Below are 14,399 nucleotides of genomic sequence, written 5' to 3'. Positions count from 1 at the left end.
CCGGAGCCCATCGATGACCACACGACGTCGTGCGCTGGCGATCACCGCCGCGCTCACCCTTCCCCTGGCCGCCTGCGGCACGTCCGATGGCCCGGCGGACCCGGGCCAAGGGGACTCGCAGGCGAGCGTGTCGGTCGAGCACGCCATGGGAAGCACCGAGGTGCCCTGCACACCCAAGAAGGTCGTCACGCTCGGCCAGGGACAGACCGACTCCGTCCTCGCCCTGGGTGTCACGCCCGTCGGCGTCGTCGACCCCTGGACCGATGACTGGTACGAGTACCTTCCCGACGAGGTCGAGGAGGCCGAGGTCGTCGGTACGGAGATCGAGCCGGACCTGGAGAAGGTCGCCTCCCTCCAGCCGGACCTCATCGTCGGCTCCAAGCTTCGCCACGAGGCCGTCTACGACAAGCTCTCCAAGATCGCGCCGACGGTCTTCTCCGAGACGATCGGTGTGACGTGGAAGGAGAACATCTCCCTGTGGGCGCAGGCCCTCTGCATGCCCGAGAAGGGCGAGGAGATCGTCACCGACTACCAGGAGCGGGCCGACCAGCTCGGCAAGGACCTCGAGGAGGCCGGCAAGCAGGACCTCGAGGTCTCGATCATCCGCTTCATGCCCGACCAGGTGCGCATCTACCTCACCGGCTTCCCGGGGTCGATCATCCGTGACGCCGGCTTGGAGCGCCCCGAGTCGCAGCGCGTCGATGACTGGGAGAAGTCCGAGCAGCTGGTCGAGATCTCCGAGGAGCGCATCCCCGACATGGACGGCGACGTCATCTTCCAGATGGTCTCCTCGGAGCACTACGCCCAGCAGGGCACCTCCACCGTGGACGAGCAGATCGAGCGGTGGACCTCCACGGACCTGTGGAAGGGCCTCTCCGCCGTCACGCAGGACGATGTCGTCATCGTCGACGAGAGCCACTGGAACCTCGGTGGGGGCATCGGAGCCGCCAACGCGATGCTCGACGACCTCGAGGGCAACCTGCTCACCGACAAGTGAGCCTGACCGTGCGTCCGGCCGGGGCACGTGGGGCCACACGCGTGCCCCGGCCGGGTGCCACCCGGGTCCTCCTCGTCCCGGTGGCACTGCTGATCGTTCTCGTGGTCATGGTGCTGGGCAGCTTTGCCATCGGATCGGCCCGCCTCCCGACGAGCGAGGTCGTGGAGGCCCTCCGTGGAGTGAGGACCAGCGAGGCACACCTGATCGTGCTGGACCTGCGACTGCCCCGGACCATTGCCGGCGTCATCGCCGGGCTGTGCCTGGCCCTCGCCGGCGTGCTCCTGCAGGGTGCGACGCGTAACCCGCTCGCCTCCCCGACCCTGCTCGGGATCACCGCCGGCGCCGGCTTCGCCGTGGTGGTGACCGTCGCACTGCTCGACGTCCCGTCCCGGTTTGCCGTCTGGGCGGCCTTCGTCGGTGGTGCCGCTGCCGCGAGCCTGGCACTGGCACTGGCCGGCACCGGTCGGGACGCCATGTCCCCGGTCCGGCTGGCCCTGTCGGGCGCCATCATCTCGCTGCTGCTGTCGGCGTGGACCCAGGCGCTGCTCGCCCTCAACCAGGCGAACGCCGATGAGGTGCGCCACTGGCTGGCGGGGTCCCTCGCCGGACGCGACGCCGCATCAGTCCCACCCCTGCTGCCCGTCGTCGGGATCGGCCTGCTCGCCTGCGCCCTCCTCGCGCGGCCGCTGGACGCGCTGTCCCTCGGCGACGAGACCGCCGTCGGCCTGGGGCAACATCCCGGACGCGTGCGCCTCCTCGCCGGTGCCGCGGCCGTCGGCCTCTCGGCCGTTGCCGTTGCTCTGGCCGGCCCGATCGCCTTCCTCGGCCTGATCGTCCCCCACGTGGCCCGTGCCCTCGTCGGGTCCGCACACCGCGACGTACTCATCACCTCGGCCCTGCTCGGTCCGATCGTGCTCCTGATGGCTGACATCATCGGCCGGGTCATCGCCCGACCGACCGAGGTCCAAGCGGGCGTGCTCACCGCCATCATCGGTGCACCCGTGCTCATCCGGGTCGCCAGCCGGGTGAAGGGATCCCTGTGACCACGCTGCCCCACCGGGCCCCGCCCCGGTCACTCGTCCTCCCGTCGTCCCTTGCGTTGGGCGTGCTGTGTCTGATGGCCCTCGCCATCACCCTCGGCTCCAGCGACCTGTCGCTCAGGTCTGCCGTGCCCGCGGTCTTCGGGCTGGGCGACCCCGGCGAGATCTTCATCGTGCGCGAGCTGCGCCTCCCCCGGGTCCTCGTGGCAGTCGGCGTCGGCGCCACCCTCGGCGCCTCCGGCACGCTGATGCAGGGCCTCATGCGCAACCCGCTGGCCTCCCCGGACATCATCGGAGTCACCGGTGGCGCCAGCCTGGCGACCGTGCTGGCGATCAGCGCCGCCGTCGGGCCCGCCCTGCTGCCCCTCGCCGCAGGTGCCGGCGCACTGCTCGCGACGATCGTGCTCCAGGTTCTCGCGCACAGCAACAGCTCCGGGGCTCGGCTGGTCCTCGTCGGCATCGGGCTGCATGCCATCGCAAGCGCCGGGGTGACCCTGACCATCGCCCGCATTCCCGCAGACCGACTCGGTGCGGCCGAGGTGTGGCTCGCGGGCAGCCTGCACGGCAGGACGTGGACCCACGTCACCACCATCCTTCTCGGCGCCGCCCTGACCCTGCCGTTGGCCTACGGCCTGCTGCGCCATCTGAAGACACTCGAGCTCGGGGACGAGCTCGCCGTGGGTGCGGGCGTGCGGGTCACCAGGACCCGGCACCTGCTCCTGCTCTCGTCCGCGCTCCTCGCCGGGGTGGCGGTGGCCGTCTCGGGACCGATCGCCTTCGTGGCCCTGGGCGCACCGCACATCGCGCGGCGTCTGGTCGGACCGACCTCACCGGCCACGCTCACGACCGCCGTCCTCGTCGGCGCGCTGCTCGTGCTCGCAGCCGACCTCATCGGCAAGAACCTGCTCGCCCCCACCTCGCTCGCTGCGGGCGTGGTGACCGCCGCGCTGGGGGCCCCCTACCTCCTCTGGCTCCTCCATCGGATGGGACGCACCTCATGACGACCTCGATGACCTCCGCACTCCCCCAGCGACCGCTCGTCCAGGCGCAGGGCCTGCACGTCGGCTACGGCGACCGTGCCGTCCTGAATGGTCTGGACCTGCACCTGCCGGACGGCGCCATCACCGCCATCGTCGGCCCCAACGGTTGCGGCAAGTCGACGCTTCTGCGATCCGTCGGCCGGGTCCTGCGGCCCAGTAGCGGAGCCGTACTCCTCGATGGTCGGCCCGTCCACGATCTGCCCACCCGGGAGGTCGCCCGCAGTCTCGGCCTGCTCCCCCAGACCAACGTCGTGCCCGAGCAGCTGACCGTCCGCGACCTCGTCTCCCGTGGCCGCTTCCCGCACCGGGGCGCCTTCGGTCGGTGGTCCCCGCAGGACGAGGAGGCCGTCCTCGAGGCGATGACCGCAACGGGTACGACCGAGCTCGCGGACCGGGCCGTCGACCAGCTCTCCGGCGGGCAGCGCCAGCGGGTCTGGGTCGCGCTCGTCCTTGCGCAGCAGACGCCCGTGCTCCTGCTCGACGAGCCCACGACCTACCTCGATCTCGCTCACCGGCTGGAGATCCTCCACCTGCTGCGAGAGCTCAACGTCGAGCGTGCGATCACCGTCGTCATGGTGCTGCACGACCTCAACGAGGCCTGCCGCTACGCCGACCACGTCATCGCCATGCGCGAGGGCGGGGTCGTCGCAGAAGGTTCGCCGGTGGACGTCGTCACGCCCGACCTCGTGCGGCAGGTCTTCGGGGTCGAGTGCCTCACCGTCCCCGACCCGGTCGCCGGGACTCCGATGGTCGTCCCCACCTGATCACCACAGCACGCACAGCGGGCTAACCTCCTCGTCATGACCCGACTCGCCATCTGCTTCGACCTCGACGGGACCCTCGTGGACTCCCTTCCCGACATCATCGGCAGCATCCGCGACTCGCTCGCCGAGCACGGGTTACGCGTGCCCGCCGTCGACGACGTCCGGCCCCTCATCGGCCTCCCCCTCGAGGACCTCTTCGCCGACCTCGCCGAGACCGACGCCGTGACGGGTCTCTGCGACACCTACCGACGGATCTACCCGCTGCGGTACACGGACAACTCCGCCCCCTTCGCCGAAGTTGCGCAGGTGCTCACCGGCCTGCGCGAGCGCGGGTACCTGCTGGCCGTGACGACGACCAAGCGCAGCGCGATGGCGCGCGACGTCGTCGCCGCACTCGGCCTGACACACCACCTCGACCATGTCCAGGGCACCGACGACTTCCCGGCCAAGCCGGAGCCGGACGTCATCGAGCACGCTCTGCGGGCCCTGGGTGCACGAGGTGCGTGGATGGTCGGTGACACGACCCACGACATCCACGCGGGGCAGGCAGCCGGGCTGTCCACCTTCGCCGTCTGCCGCCCGGAAGCAACGCACGACCGTGCGACGCTCGCCGCGTCCTCACCCGACCGGCTGGAGGAGTCGCTCCTGCCACTGCTGGATGCCACCTGGGGCAGGACGAAGGCGATGTCCTGAGGCGCGATGCAGGAGCCTCGAAGGGGAGCGGGACCCTCAGATCTCGTAGGTGGTGTCCGGCCGGGCCAGCTCGACCTCGCCGGGCCAGACCTGGGCAGCCTGCGCCCGGCAGACCTCCGGGTCGTTCCACGCCGGGATGTGCGTGAGCATCAGCCGCCCGACTCCCCCGGCGTCCACGGCGGCCTGCGCGGCGCGGCGGCCCGTCAGGTGGATACCCCGTGCCTCGTCACGCCCCTCGACGAAGGCCGAGTCGACGAGCGCCAGATCGGCACCCGCGAAGAGGGGAACGAGGGAGTCGCAGGTGTCGGTGTCACCGCTGTAGGCGAGAACCCGGCCACCGGCCTCGACCCGGAATCCGTAGGCCTCGACGGGGTGCTCGACGAGGAAAGGGCGCACGACGAAGGGTCCGATGTGCGTGGGAACGCTCGTGGAGAGGCGACGGAAGTCGAGAACCGCCGCCATCCCCCCTTCGTCCAGGCCCTCGTAGGCTGCGGCGAGTCGCTCGGCCGTCCCGCCGGGGCCGTACACGGCCAAGCGCCGTGACAGCGGACCGTCGGGGTCATAGGTGCGCGTGACGTAGAGCCCCGTGACGTCGATGCAGTGGTCCGGGTGCAGGTGGGAGATGACGACCGCGTCGAGATCCGCGAGCTTCGTGTGCCGTTGCAGCGCACCGAGTGCGCCGTTGCCCAGGTCGAGGACGAGCCGCCAGGTACGCCCCTCGTGGACGGCCGTGACCAGGTAGCACGACGCCGGTGAGTCCGGACCGGCGAAGGAGCCGGAACAGCCGACGACGGTGAGCCTCATGCCTCGTCCCCCGTGTTGCCGATGACGGTCGCCACCTCGGGTCCGAGGAAGCGGCGGGCCAGCGACCTGAACTCGTCCGGGTCCCCCGTCGTGGTGAACCCGTGGTTGGGTCCCGGCAGGGTGTCCGGGCGCAGCAGTCCGCGGTCCGCAAGGACACGGTAGACGTCTTTGGCGGTCTCCTCGGCAGATGAGACGAGCGTGACACCCTCACCCATGACGTAGGACAGGGCACCGGTCAGCAGCGGGTAGTGGGTGCAGCCGAGGACCAGGGTGTCCACGTCGACCTCGCGGAGGGGGTCGAGGTACTCGTGGGCCACCGCCAGGACTTCGCTGCCGGACGTCGTGCCGGCCTCCACGAGCTCGACGAAGCGAGGGCACGGCTGGGAGAACAGCTGCGCCGTGGGCGCCGCCGCGAAGGCATCGAGGTAGGCGCGCGAGCGGTGCGTGCCCTCGGTGGAGATGACGCCGATGCGGTGGTTGCGGGTGGCGAGCACCGCCCGACGCACCGCCGGCCGGATGACCTCGACGACGGGGACGGAGTACCGCTCGCGCGCGTCGTGGAGGACCGCTGCCGAGGCGGTGTTGCAGGCGATGACGAGCACCTTCACGCCATGCTCGACGAGCCGGTCGAGACACTCGAGGGCGAACTCGCGGGTCTGCGCGATCGGGCGGGGTCCGTAGGGTGCCCGGGCGGTGTCACCGAGGTAGGCGATCGACTCGTGCGGCAGCTGGTCGATGATCGAGCGGGCGACGGTCAGCCCGCCGAAGCCGGAGTCGAAGATCCCGATCGGCTGGGCCGCGGCGTCCACGCAGTCGGTCACGCGTCGCCCCCCGGCCCCGCGTCGCTCGTGAGGGCTCCGGTGAGCGACTCCTGCAGCCAGGTGAGGAAGTCGTAGACGCTCAGGGCGAAGACCGCGGGGTCGTCCGGCTCGAGGTCCGCCGCGACCTCCTCGAGTCGCTCGGCGTCCTCGTCCGTGCGCAGCCCGAGCCGCTCGCCCATGACCAGCCGCACGTCGGTCAGCGCGATCATCACCGCGGGGGCCTGTCCCCGGGTGAGCACCCACTCGTCGTCGACGGCCTCGTCGAGCGTGCGCACCGTCGTCATGAGGTTGGCGTGCTTGCGGCTGCGCAGCCCCTGCTCGGTGAAGCGACGGAACTCCGCCGCCTCCTGCTCGTCCTCGCGGTTGCCGGTGGGAAAGAGCCGGTCCAGCGCCGGGTCACGGTCCTCCAGCGACCCGAAGGCCCGGTCCGGGACCTCGCCCGAGTCGGTCACGGTGTCAGTCAACAAGTCACCCAGCCCGGCGACGATCGCGTCGAAGGGGTCGGTGCTCTCCCCCTTCGCCCGCGACGTGGGCTCGACGAGTGCGGCGACCTGCGTGCACAGGCCGGCCACGACCGATCGTTCGTGCTCGTCGAGGACGGCGACGAGGCGATCGCCCTCGGGTCGGAAGGCGCGGGCCATCAGTCGTCCTTCTGGAAGGTCGCCCACAGGCCGTAGCCCTGGAGCGCCTCGGTGTCGGCTTCCATCTGCTCCTTGGGACCGTGCGCGACGACGGCGCGCCCCTTGAGGTGGACGTCCATCATCAGCTTCTCGGCCTGTGCCCTCGGGTAGCCGAAGTGGGTCTGGAAGACCCAGGTCACGTAGTTCATGAGGTTGACCGGGTCGTTCCAGACCAGCGTGATCCAGGGGACGTCGAGGGACTCGACGGCATCGGGTTCGACGGCCTGCTGCTCGACGGGGGCGGTGGACACGCCCTCCACCCTAGAGTGGCTGGCGTGACGAACCGACCCAGCACCGCGCTGCTCACCGATCACTACGAGCTGACCATGCTCCAGGCCGCGCTGCACAGCGGAGCCGCGTCCCGCCAGTGCGTCTTCGAGACCTTCGCCCGACGCCTGCCCTCGGGCCGCCGCTACGGCGTGCTGGCGGGCACCGGACGCGTCCTCGACGCGATCGAGGACTTCCGCTTCGGCGATGCCGAGCTGGCCGACCTGAGCGAGCGGGAGGTGGTCGATGCCACCACCTTGGACTTCCTCGCCGACTACCGGTTCGAGGGCAACGTGTGGGGATACGCGGAGGGTGAGACCTACTTCCCCTACTCCCCCGTGCTCGTCGTCGAGTCCGACTTCGCCCACGGCGTGATCCTCGAGACGATCATCCTCTCGATCCTCAACCACGACACGGCCGTCGCCTCCGCCGCCTCGCGCATGACCGGCGCGGCGGGGGCCCGCCCGGTGATCGAGATGGGCAGCCGTCGCACCCATGACGGGGCCGCGGTCTCGGCTGCACGGGCGGCCTACATCGCCGGCTTCGCTTCGTCGTCCAACCTCGAGGCTGGACGTCGTCACGGGGTCCCCACCGGCGGGACCGCCGCGCACGCCTTCACGCTGCTCCACGAGAGCGAGCGGGAGGCCTTCCGGGCGCAGGTCGCCTCCCTCGGCACCGACACCACCCTCCTGGTGGACACCTACGACGTGGGCGAAGGGGTGAACACGGCCATCGAGGTCGCCGGCGCCGGCCTGGGCGGGGTCCGTCTCGACTCGGGTGACCTCGTGGTCCAGGCGAGCGAGGTACGTGAGCAGCTCGACTCCCTGGGGGCCGCCGGGACCAAGATCGTCGTCACCTCCGACCTCGACGAGTACGCGATCGCGGCGCTGGCGGCGGCGCCCGTCGACACCTACGGCGTCGGGACCCGAGTGGTCACCGGCTCTGGCCACCCGACCGCCTCGATGGTCTACAAGCTCGTCGCGCGCGAAGATGATGACGGCGAGATGATCGGCGTCGCGAAGCAGAGTCAGGACAAGATCTCCGTCGGTGGCCGCAAGTACGCGCTTCGGCGACGCAACGAGCTCGGCGTGGTCGAGGCCGAGGTCCTGGGCATCGGCGAGCAGCCGGTGAACGACGGGGACGACCGCGACCTGCTGGTTCCGCTCGTCACCGCTGGCGAGGTCATCGGTCGTGAGCACTGCACCCTGGCTGCGGCCCGGGCACGGCACGAGGCGTCGATGGCCGAGCTACCGCGCTCGGCGCACCAGCTGAGCGAGGGTCAGCCCGCCGTCGAGACCGTCTTCCTCACGGAGACACCGTGACCGGGACCCTGACGCGTCTGGCCCCCACCCTCGATGCGCTCGTCGACGACGGCGCACTCGTCGGCTGGGTCGCCGGGGTGCAGGACCCGGAGGGCGTCGCGGTCGCTGCGGGCGGGCACCGCCGCGTCGGCGGTCCGCCCATGAACCCGCAGACGCTCTTCAGCATCGCCTCCTGCAGCAAGCCCGTCGGTGGCGTGCTCGCCCTGCGCCTGGCCGAGATGGACGTCCTGGCCCTGGACGACCCGGTGGAGCGCTGGCTGCCGGAGCTGGCCGGGCCCCGGGTGCTCGTCCGTCCCGACGCCGACCTCGACGACACCGTCCCTGCCGAGCGGCCGATGACCGTGCGGCACCTGCTGACCATGACCCCCGGCTTCGGGTGGGTCAGTGAGGGACCGCTCGCCGTCGCCATGAACGACGTCGGGGTGGCACCCGGCCCGTTTCCCCCGCCGATGGGCCCAAAGGAGTACATGACCCGGCTGGCCTCCCTTCCGCTGGCGAACCAGCCGGGGTCCACGTGGCGGTACCACACGAGCAGCGACGTCCTCGGGGTGCTGCTCGCGCGGGCTGCCGACACGTCGGTGGACGACCTGCTCGAGGAGCACGTGCGTGGCCCCCTCGGCCTCGTCGACACCGGATTCACCGGCGACCCCGACCGGATGGCCGGCGTCCACACAGCGGCGCTGACCGGCGGCCTCGTGCCCTTCCCCCTGCCTGAGGGAACCTTCACGACGCCACCGGAGTTCGAGTCCTTGGCGACCGGCCTCGTGGCCACGGTCACCGATCAGCTCGCCGTCCTCGCCTCGCTCGTCGGCACCGGCCCCGCCCTGCTGACCCCCGAGTCACTGCAGGAGATGCGCCGGCCCCACATCACCGACGACCAGCGCTCCGCCGTCGCGGACCTGCTGGATCCGGACAGCAGCTGGGGTCTGCACGTGGAGACCCGGCCGGACGGCGTTTTCGGCTGGGCCGGCGGTCTGGGCACCATCGGCTACGCCGATCCCGCGACCGGACGCGCGGCCTTCCTCGCCACCCAGGTCACCGTCGACGCGCCCGGGACCGTCGCGGCCTTCGATGCCTTCTGGCACCTGCTCGACTGAGGGTGGCATGGTGGCGGGTATGGCACGCGCACTGTTGTTGGTCGACCTCCAGAACGACTTCTGCGAAGGGGGGTCCATGGGGGTCGCGGGCGGCGAGGCCGTCGCCGCCCGGGCCGCGGAACGAGTCCTGGCGGACCGACCCGGGCGCGAGTCCACCGAGCACGAGTACGAGGTCATCGCACTCACCGCGGACTGGCACCACGACCCGGGGTCGCACTGGGCCACCCGGGGCGCACCGGACTTCGTGACCAGCTGGCCGGTGCACTGCGCAGCGGACACCCCCGGGGCGGACTTCCACGACTCCTTCCACCCGGTCCTCGACCGCGTCGACGAGGTCTTCCGCAAGGGCGCGCACGAGGCCGCCTACAGCGGTTTCGAGGGGTTTGCGGTCGGGGACGGGCAGACCGGCCTGGCCGACTGGTTGCGCCAGCGGGGCGTCACCGACCTCGACGTCGGCGGCATCGCCACCGACCACTGCGTCCGCGCGACCGTCCTCGACGCCCTGCAGGAGGGGTTCGCAGTGCGGCTCCTCGTCGACACCATCGCCGGGGTCGCGCCCGGGACGAGCGAGGCGGCGCTGACGGAGATGATCGAGGCAGGCGCCGTGGAGTGGGCAGCGTGAGCGTCGCCGCCCACCGTGCCCTGTTCATCTCGCTGATCAACGACGCGTCACTCTTCCCACCGGCACAGCTGCCGATGGACCAGGCCCTGCGGGCCCACGCCGCCCACCGCCGCGCCGGGTACGCCGACGTCGTCGGTCCCTTCCTCCTCGGGGTACCGGCCGTCGAGGACCTGACCAGGGCGATGGACACCGGAGCACCTGTGCCGCCCGCAATCGGGCTGGTCGCCCGCCCCGGGACCGCCGTCGCGGACATCGACGCCTCCTTGGGGGCGCTGCGGGCCCTCGGGCGGCCGCGGGTGGTCTCCCTGGACGCGGCCTGGTCGCCCGAGTGGCGCAACCTCGACTTCGGCGAGCTGGTCGTCAACCTCGAGATCGGTCGCGAGGGGCAGGGTGAGGCGCTGGACGACATCACCTCGGCAAGCGACTTCGTCGACGTGCGAGCAAAGTTCCGCACCGGACCCACGCCGGGCTGGTCCTGGCCGGGTGCCGCGGAGCTCGCCGACGTCATCCTGGCGACGGGTCGGCGCCACCTGCCCCTGACCCTGACCGGCGGGATGCACCACGTGGTCCGGGGTGAGTACCTCGTCGACGCGACACCCCAGGAGCAGCACGGACTGCTCAACGTACTCGTGGCAGTCCACGCCAGCGCAGGTGGCGTCGACGCGACCACAGTGCGAGACCTGCTGGAGATCCGGGATGCGTCGGCCCTCGCCGACAGCGTCGCCGGGTGGTCGAGCCCTGACATCGCCGCCGTGCGCGCGGCCTTCACCGGCTACGGATGCTGCGACGTCACCGACCCGATCGGCGAGCTGCAGGAGCTCGGCCTGCTCACCGTCGGCGAGGAGTGACCCTCAGGAACGCTCGCGGGGCTGCTTCCCGACGACGACCTGCGTACCGGCGATCTTGTCGTGCAGGGCCTGTCGACGCGCGTCCTTCAGGGGCCAGAGCAGGTCCAGCGCGCGGAAGACGACCTCGACCATGCACGTGAGGACCCACAACACGCGCAGGATCATCGGCAGGAGCATCCGCATGAAGGCCGTGCCGAAGCCGAGCGGCCCCGGATGGTGCACGCCGCGCACGTGGATCCCGGCCATCATCTTGCCGGGAGTCGCTCCCCTGGCGACCAGGAACCCGATGCCGTAGACCGCCTGGACGAGCACCATGATGGCGACGGCGATGAAGAGGTACTCGTAGTCCAGGTACTGGAGGTAGCTGGAGGCCTCCTCGAAGGTCACCGGGTCCGGCGTGCCACTCATCGTCCCCTCCATCGCCCGCCGCCAGTAGTCGGCCATGAAGAGCCACCAGGCCCAGCCGGAGGTCAGCAGGACCAGCACGCCCATGATCACGGTGTCGATGAGGTAGGCGGTTGCCCGGGTCCCGAAGCTTGCCAGCGGCTGGCCGTCAGCAGTCGTCGGCCCTGCAGGCGATGTGCCCCATCCGGGCTGCTGCGGGGCCTGCGTCTGCCCCTGCGCACTGGGCCGTCCGAAGACGTCGCGTCCGGGGCCGGACGCCTGTGCGTACTGGCCACCCTGCTGGGGGGCGGGGTCCACCGGCTGCGCCGAGCGGGTCTGGCGTGGCACGCGGTGATCGCTCCAGACGACCCCGTCGAAGTACCGCAGTTGGGTGTCGTCCTCCGGATCGTCGTACCAGCCGGCGCGCTCGGGGAAGCTCATGACCTCACGATCTCACGTCGTCGCTCGCCGCCGGCACGGCCTCCCGGGCGGTTGCCGTCAACGTCGCCGACCGGGTGGCCACGGCCCGGCGACGGCGCCAGATGATTACGACGACCGCGATGACCAGCAGCACCGCGACGGCGGCCACCGTGCCCGGCCAGCGGGCGGCGGCCGCCAACCACGCCCGGGCGGCGGCGAGCCCGACCGTGGCGTACAGCGCGGCCCAGATGATCGATCCGAGCGTGACCGCGGGCAGGTAGCGACGCAGCGGCATGCGGGTGATCCCGGCAGTGCCGTTGACGGCGGTCTGGATACCGACCGTGAGGAAGCAGACCACGACGGCGAGCGGGCCCCAGCTGTTGACCAGATCACGGGCCTTCTGCCAGCGAGGAGAGGTGCCCCCTTCGTCCGACCGCAGGTATCGCCGTGACCCGGCGGCCGCGCCTCGACCGAGCCAGTACGTCGCATTGGCCCGGACCATGACGACCAGGAAGAGCAACCCGAAGGTCGGGAGAAAAGCGGTCCAGGTCACGCCGGCCCACCCGCTGCGGCGTGCTCCGGGGCACGCGCAGCAGCGAGGTCGGCGAAGACGCGGCGGTTCAGCTCGAAGCTGTCCACCGCGGCAGCGACGATCCGCCGGTGGGTGCCGGCGTCGATCTCGAGGGCGTCGAGCGTCGCTCGGTAGGCGTCCTTGTACGGCTTCGGCTTGGGGATCTGCGTGAAGCGGTAGAACGTCAGCCCGGCGGGTGCCACCTCGTAGTGACGCTGGACCATCCGCGCGATGGCCTGCCCGCCGGAGAGATCACCGAGGTAGCGCACGTAGTGGTTGGCGAGCATCATCTCGGGTGTGTGCTCGGCGCGCAGCCGCATCGCGTAGTCCGCCGCCGCCGGCACGATGGGAAGCTCACCCGTCGCAAGCCGGACCTGGACGTCCTCACCGGCCAGATGCACCAGGTCCTGCTCCAGAGCACCCACCCGGTCCAGCCGGTGGTCCATCACCGGCTCGAGCAGCGGATGGCTCGCATAGTGCCCCCACAGGACCTCTTCGAGGGCTCGGTAGATCACCATCTGCTGAGCCGCCAGCGCCACGAAGGCGGGACGACATGCCTGCCCAGCCATGAGCTGCTCGACGAAGGCCGACCCCTCGGCATCCGCGTGGGCCGTCGCGGTCTCGGTACGTAGCGCCACGGAAAGGGGCGTGACCATCGGAACTCCTAGAGTGAGGCTTACCTAACCTTACCCTTAGCGGCGCTTCCGGACCAGAGCACGCCCCCTTCTGGTCAGAGGTTGCCGCGCTTGTCCTGCTCCCGCTCGATCGACTCGAAGAGCGCCTTGAAGTTGCCCTTGCCGAAGCCGAGCGAGCCGTGCCGCTCGATGATCTCGAAGAAGACCGTCGGGCGGTCGCCGAGCGGCTTGGTGAAGATCTGCAGCAGGTAGCCGTCCTCGTCACGGTCGACGAGGATGCCGCGGGCCCTCAGCTCCTCGATGGGCACGCGCACCTCGCCCACGCGCTCGCGGAACTCTGCGGCGTCGTAGTAGGCATCCGGAGTGCTCAGGAACTCCACGCCCTCCTTGCGCAACTCATCAACCGTGCGCAGGATGTCGTTCGTGGCCAGGGCGAGGTGCTGCGCGCCGGGTCCGGTGTAGAAGTCGAGGTACTCGTCGATCTGGCTGCGCTTCTTGGCGATCGCCGGCTCGTTGAGCGGGAACTTCACCCGGTGATTACCGCTGGCGACGACCTTGGACATCAACGCGGAGTACTCGGTCGCGATGTCATCACCGACGAACTCGGCCATGTTGGTGAAGCCCATGACGCGCTTGTAGAACTCCACCCACTCGTCCATCTTGCCCAGCTCGACGTTGCCGACGATGTGGTCCAGCGCTTGGAAGAGCCGCTTCGGGGCGCCGTCGCGTTTGACGAAGGTCGAGGCCTTCGCGACGTAGCCGGGCAGGTACGGACCGTCGTAGGTCGTCCCGTCGACCTCGCGCTGGATCAGGGTGTGGCGGGTCTCGCCATAGGTGGCGATGGCGCCCATCCGGACGGTGCCGTGGTCATCGCTGACCTCGTACGGCTCATCCAGGACGCTGGCCCCGGCGGAACGGGCCTGCTCGATGCACTTGTCGACGTCGGGCACCTCGAGGGAGATGTCGACGACGCCGTCGCCGTGCTTGGCGTGGTGGGCGATGAGGGGGCTGTCGGGCTTGACCGCACCCTTGATGACGAAGCGGATGGAGCCGGACCGCAGGACGAAGGACTTGTGGTCCATGTGTCCGTTCTCCGGGCCGGAGTAGGCGACGAGCTCCATGCCCCACGCGCTCTGGTAGTAGTGCGCGGTCTGGGTCGCGTTGCCGACGACGAAGGTGATCGCGTCCCACCCGGTCACGGGGAAGGGGTCGGCTGCCTCGTCGTACTCGACGAGCCCGACGAGTTGCTTGAGCTGGGCGAGGTCGAGCTCGGCCTCGCGCTCCTGCTGGGTGAGTTCAACGGCGGTGTTCGACATGTCATCAGCATGTCGACCGTCACATCTGTGCGCAATCAATCACATCGCGAGTGCACACGGTGCGCAATCTGTTGCCAT

General features: G+C 70.6%; 17 protein-coding genes. 9 read left to right on the top strand and 8 right to left on the bottom strand.

Going from position 1 to position 14,399, the window contains the following annotated elements; translation table 11 throughout:
- Positions 1 to 13 precede the first annotated feature (13 nt).
- The 5 genes from BJY20_RS13005 (at position 14) to BJY20_RS12985 (ending at position 4,534) form a co-directional block, all read left to right on the top strand.
- Positions 14 to 997: an ABC transporter substrate-binding protein gene (locus BJY20_RS13005; protein ID WP_185991927.1), complete on the top strand. Its 984-nt coding sequence runs from the start codon at positions 14 to 16 to the stop codon at positions 995 to 997.
- 80 nt (positions 998 to 1,077) lie between these two features.
- Entirely contained in the window at positions 1,078 to 2,040 is a 963-nt protein-coding gene (locus BJY20_RS13000) for an iron chelate uptake ABC transporter family permease subunit (protein WP_185991926.1), read from the top strand.
- Positions 2,041 to 2,114: 74 nt separating this feature from the next.
- Positions 2,115 to 3,038 (top strand): FecCD family ABC transporter permease, encoded by a 924-nt coding sequence (locus tag BJY20_RS12995; RefSeq protein WP_185991925.1) that lies wholly within the window; start codon positions 2,115 to 2,117, stop codon positions 3,036 to 3,038.
- Between the two features lie 8 nt (positions 3,039 to 3,046).
- On the top strand, positions 3,047 to 3,841 hold the full coding sequence (locus tag BJY20_RS12990; RefSeq protein ID WP_185991924.1) for an ABC transporter ATP-binding protein: 795 nt from the start codon (positions 3,047 to 3,049) through the stop codon (positions 3,839 to 3,841).
- A gap of 36 nt (positions 3,842 to 3,877) precedes the next feature.
- Positions 3,878 to 4,534 carry an HAD family hydrolase gene (locus BJY20_RS12985; protein WP_185991923.1) on the top strand — a complete coding sequence of 219 codons (657 nt, stop codon included), beginning with the start codon at positions 3,878 to 3,880 and terminating at the stop codon, positions 4,532 to 4,534.
- A gap of 36 nt (positions 4,535 to 4,570) precedes the next feature.
- Here the strand turns inward: BJY20_RS12985 and BJY20_RS12980 are convergent, their stop codons facing one another.
- The 4 genes from BJY20_RS12980 to clpS are packed head-to-tail and all read right to left on the bottom strand — an operon-like array spanning position 4,571 to position 7,090.
- Complete coding sequence (locus BJY20_RS12980; protein ID WP_185991922.1) at positions 4,571 to 5,338, bottom strand: MBL fold metallo-hydrolase; 768 nt, start codon at positions 5,336 to 5,338, stop codon at positions 4,571 to 4,573.
- A complete protein-coding gene (gene murI / locus BJY20_RS12975) occupies positions 5,335 to 6,159 on the bottom strand; it encodes a glutamate racemase (RefSeq protein WP_343062894.1) in 825 nt (274 codons plus the stop codon). Before murI ends, BJY20_RS12980 begins: the two co-directional genes overlap by 4 nt.
- The gene (locus tag BJY20_RS12970) at positions 6,156 to 6,800 is read right to left on the bottom strand and encodes a DUF2017 domain-containing protein (protein WP_185991921.1); all 645 of its coding nucleotides are present in this window, start codon (positions 6,798 to 6,800) and stop codon (positions 6,156 to 6,158) included. The genes murI and BJY20_RS12970 overlap by 4 nt, the downstream gene beginning before the upstream one ends.
- Positions 6,800 to 7,090, bottom strand: a complete 291-nt coding sequence (clpS, locus tag BJY20_RS16155; RefSeq protein WP_185991920.1) for an ATP-dependent Clp protease adapter ClpS — start codon at positions 7,088 to 7,090, stop codon at positions 6,800 to 6,802. Before clpS ends, BJY20_RS12970 begins: the two co-directional genes overlap by 1 nt.
- 15 nt (positions 7,091 to 7,105) lie before the next feature.
- Here clpS and BJY20_RS12960 point away from each other — a divergent pair, with 15 nt between their 5' ends.
- From BJY20_RS12960 to BJY20_RS12945, 4 genes are read left to right on the top strand one after another with little or no spacing between them, the layout of a single operon-like run.
- Entirely contained in the window at positions 7,106 to 8,428 is a 1,323-nt protein-coding gene (locus BJY20_RS12960) for a nicotinate phosphoribosyltransferase (RefSeq protein WP_185991919.1), read from the top strand.
- The gene (locus BJY20_RS12955; protein WP_221935327.1) at positions 8,425 to 9,525 is read left to right on the top strand and encodes a serine hydrolase; all 1,101 of its coding nucleotides are present in this window, start codon (positions 8,425 to 8,427) and stop codon (positions 9,523 to 9,525) included. The genes BJY20_RS12960 and BJY20_RS12955 overlap by 4 nt, the downstream gene beginning before the upstream one ends.
- A gap of 19 nt (positions 9,526 to 9,544) precedes the next feature.
- On the top strand, positions 9,545 to 10,147 hold the full coding sequence (locus BJY20_RS12950) for an isochorismatase family protein (protein WP_185991918.1): 603 nt from the start codon (positions 9,545 to 9,547) through the stop codon (positions 10,145 to 10,147).
- Positions 10,144 to 10,995: a hypothetical protein gene (locus BJY20_RS12945; RefSeq protein ID WP_185991917.1), complete on the top strand. Its 852-nt coding sequence runs from the start codon at positions 10,144 to 10,146 to the stop codon at positions 10,993 to 10,995. The genes BJY20_RS12950 and BJY20_RS12945 overlap by 4 nt, the downstream gene beginning before the upstream one ends.
- 3 nt (positions 10,996 to 10,998) lie before the next feature.
- Here BJY20_RS12945 and BJY20_RS12940 read toward each other — a convergent pair whose 3' ends face one another.
- The 4 genes from BJY20_RS12940 to hppD all read right to left on the bottom strand — a co-directional run bounded on the left by BJY20_RS12940 (position 10,999) and on the right by hppD (position 14,321).
- Positions 10,999 to 11,820 (bottom strand): RDD family protein, encoded by an 822-nt coding sequence (locus tag BJY20_RS12940; RefSeq protein WP_185991916.1) that lies wholly within the window; start codon positions 11,818 to 11,820, stop codon positions 10,999 to 11,001.
- Positions 11,821 to 11,824: 4 nt separating this feature from the next.
- Entirely contained in the window at positions 11,825 to 12,352 is a 528-nt protein-coding gene (locus tag BJY20_RS12935) for a VTT domain-containing protein (protein ID WP_185991915.1), read from the bottom strand.
- Positions 12,349 to 13,026: a biliverdin-producing heme oxygenase gene (locus BJY20_RS12930; protein WP_185991914.1), complete on the bottom strand. Its 678-nt coding sequence runs from the start codon at positions 13,024 to 13,026 to the stop codon at positions 12,349 to 12,351. The genes BJY20_RS12935 and BJY20_RS12930 overlap by 4 nt, the downstream gene beginning before the upstream one ends.
- Positions 13,027 to 13,100: 74 nt before the next feature.
- The gene (gene hppD, locus BJY20_RS12925; protein WP_185991913.1) at positions 13,101 to 14,321 is read right to left on the bottom strand and encodes a 4-hydroxyphenylpyruvate dioxygenase; all 1,221 of its coding nucleotides are present in this window, start codon (positions 14,319 to 14,321) and stop codon (positions 13,101 to 13,103) included.
- Positions 14,322 to 14,399: the final 78 nt, after the last annotated feature.

Source organism: Janibacter cremeus, assembly GCF_013409205.1.
In the GTDB taxonomy this organism is placed as follows: domain Bacteria; phylum Actinomycetota; class Actinomycetes; order Actinomycetales; family Dermatophilaceae; genus Janibacter; species Janibacter cremeus.
Note: the sequence above shows the minus strand (reverse complement) of the source record. Positions and strands in the feature narration are given on the sequence as shown.

Bases quoted from the DNA above. Each gene is read 5' to 3' on its own strand.
- BJY20_RS13005 (WP_185991927.1), top strand. From the start codon at position 14: ATGACCACACGACGTCGTGCGCTGGCGATCACCGCCGCGCTCACCCTT.
- BJY20_RS12930 (WP_185991914.1), bottom strand. From the start codon at position 13,026: ATGGTCACGCCCCTTTCCGTGGCGCTACGTACCGAGACCGCGACGGCC.
- BJY20_RS12980 (WP_185991922.1), bottom strand. From the start codon at position 5,338: ATGAGGCTCACCGTCGTCGGCTGTTCCGGCTCCTTCGCCGGTCCGGAC.
- BJY20_RS12950 (WP_185991918.1), top strand. From the start codon at position 9,545: ATGGCACGCGCACTGTTGTTGGTCGACCTCCAGAACGACTTCTGCGAA.
- BJY20_RS12990 (WP_185991924.1), top strand. From the start codon at position 3,047: ATGACCTCCGCACTCCCCCAGCGACCGCTCGTCCAGGCGCAGGGCCTG.
- BJY20_RS12995 (WP_185991925.1), top strand. From the start codon at position 2,115: ATGGCCCTCGCCATCACCCTCGGCTCCAGCGACCTGTCGCTCAGGTCT.
- BJY20_RS12970 (WP_185991921.1), bottom strand. From the start codon at position 6,800: ATGGCCCGCGCCTTCCGACCCGAGGGCGATCGCCTCGTCGCCGTCCTC.
- BJY20_RS12940 (WP_185991916.1), bottom strand. From the start codon at position 11,820: ATGAGCTTCCCCGAGCGCGCCGGCTGGTACGACGATCCGGAGGACGAC.
- BJY20_RS12985 (WP_185991923.1), top strand. From the start codon at position 3,878: ATGACCCGACTCGCCATCTGCTTCGACCTCGACGGGACCCTCGTGGAC.
- hppD (WP_185991913.1), bottom strand. From the start codon at position 14,321: ATGTCGAACACCGCCGTTGAACTCACCCAGCAGGAGCGCGAGGCCGAG.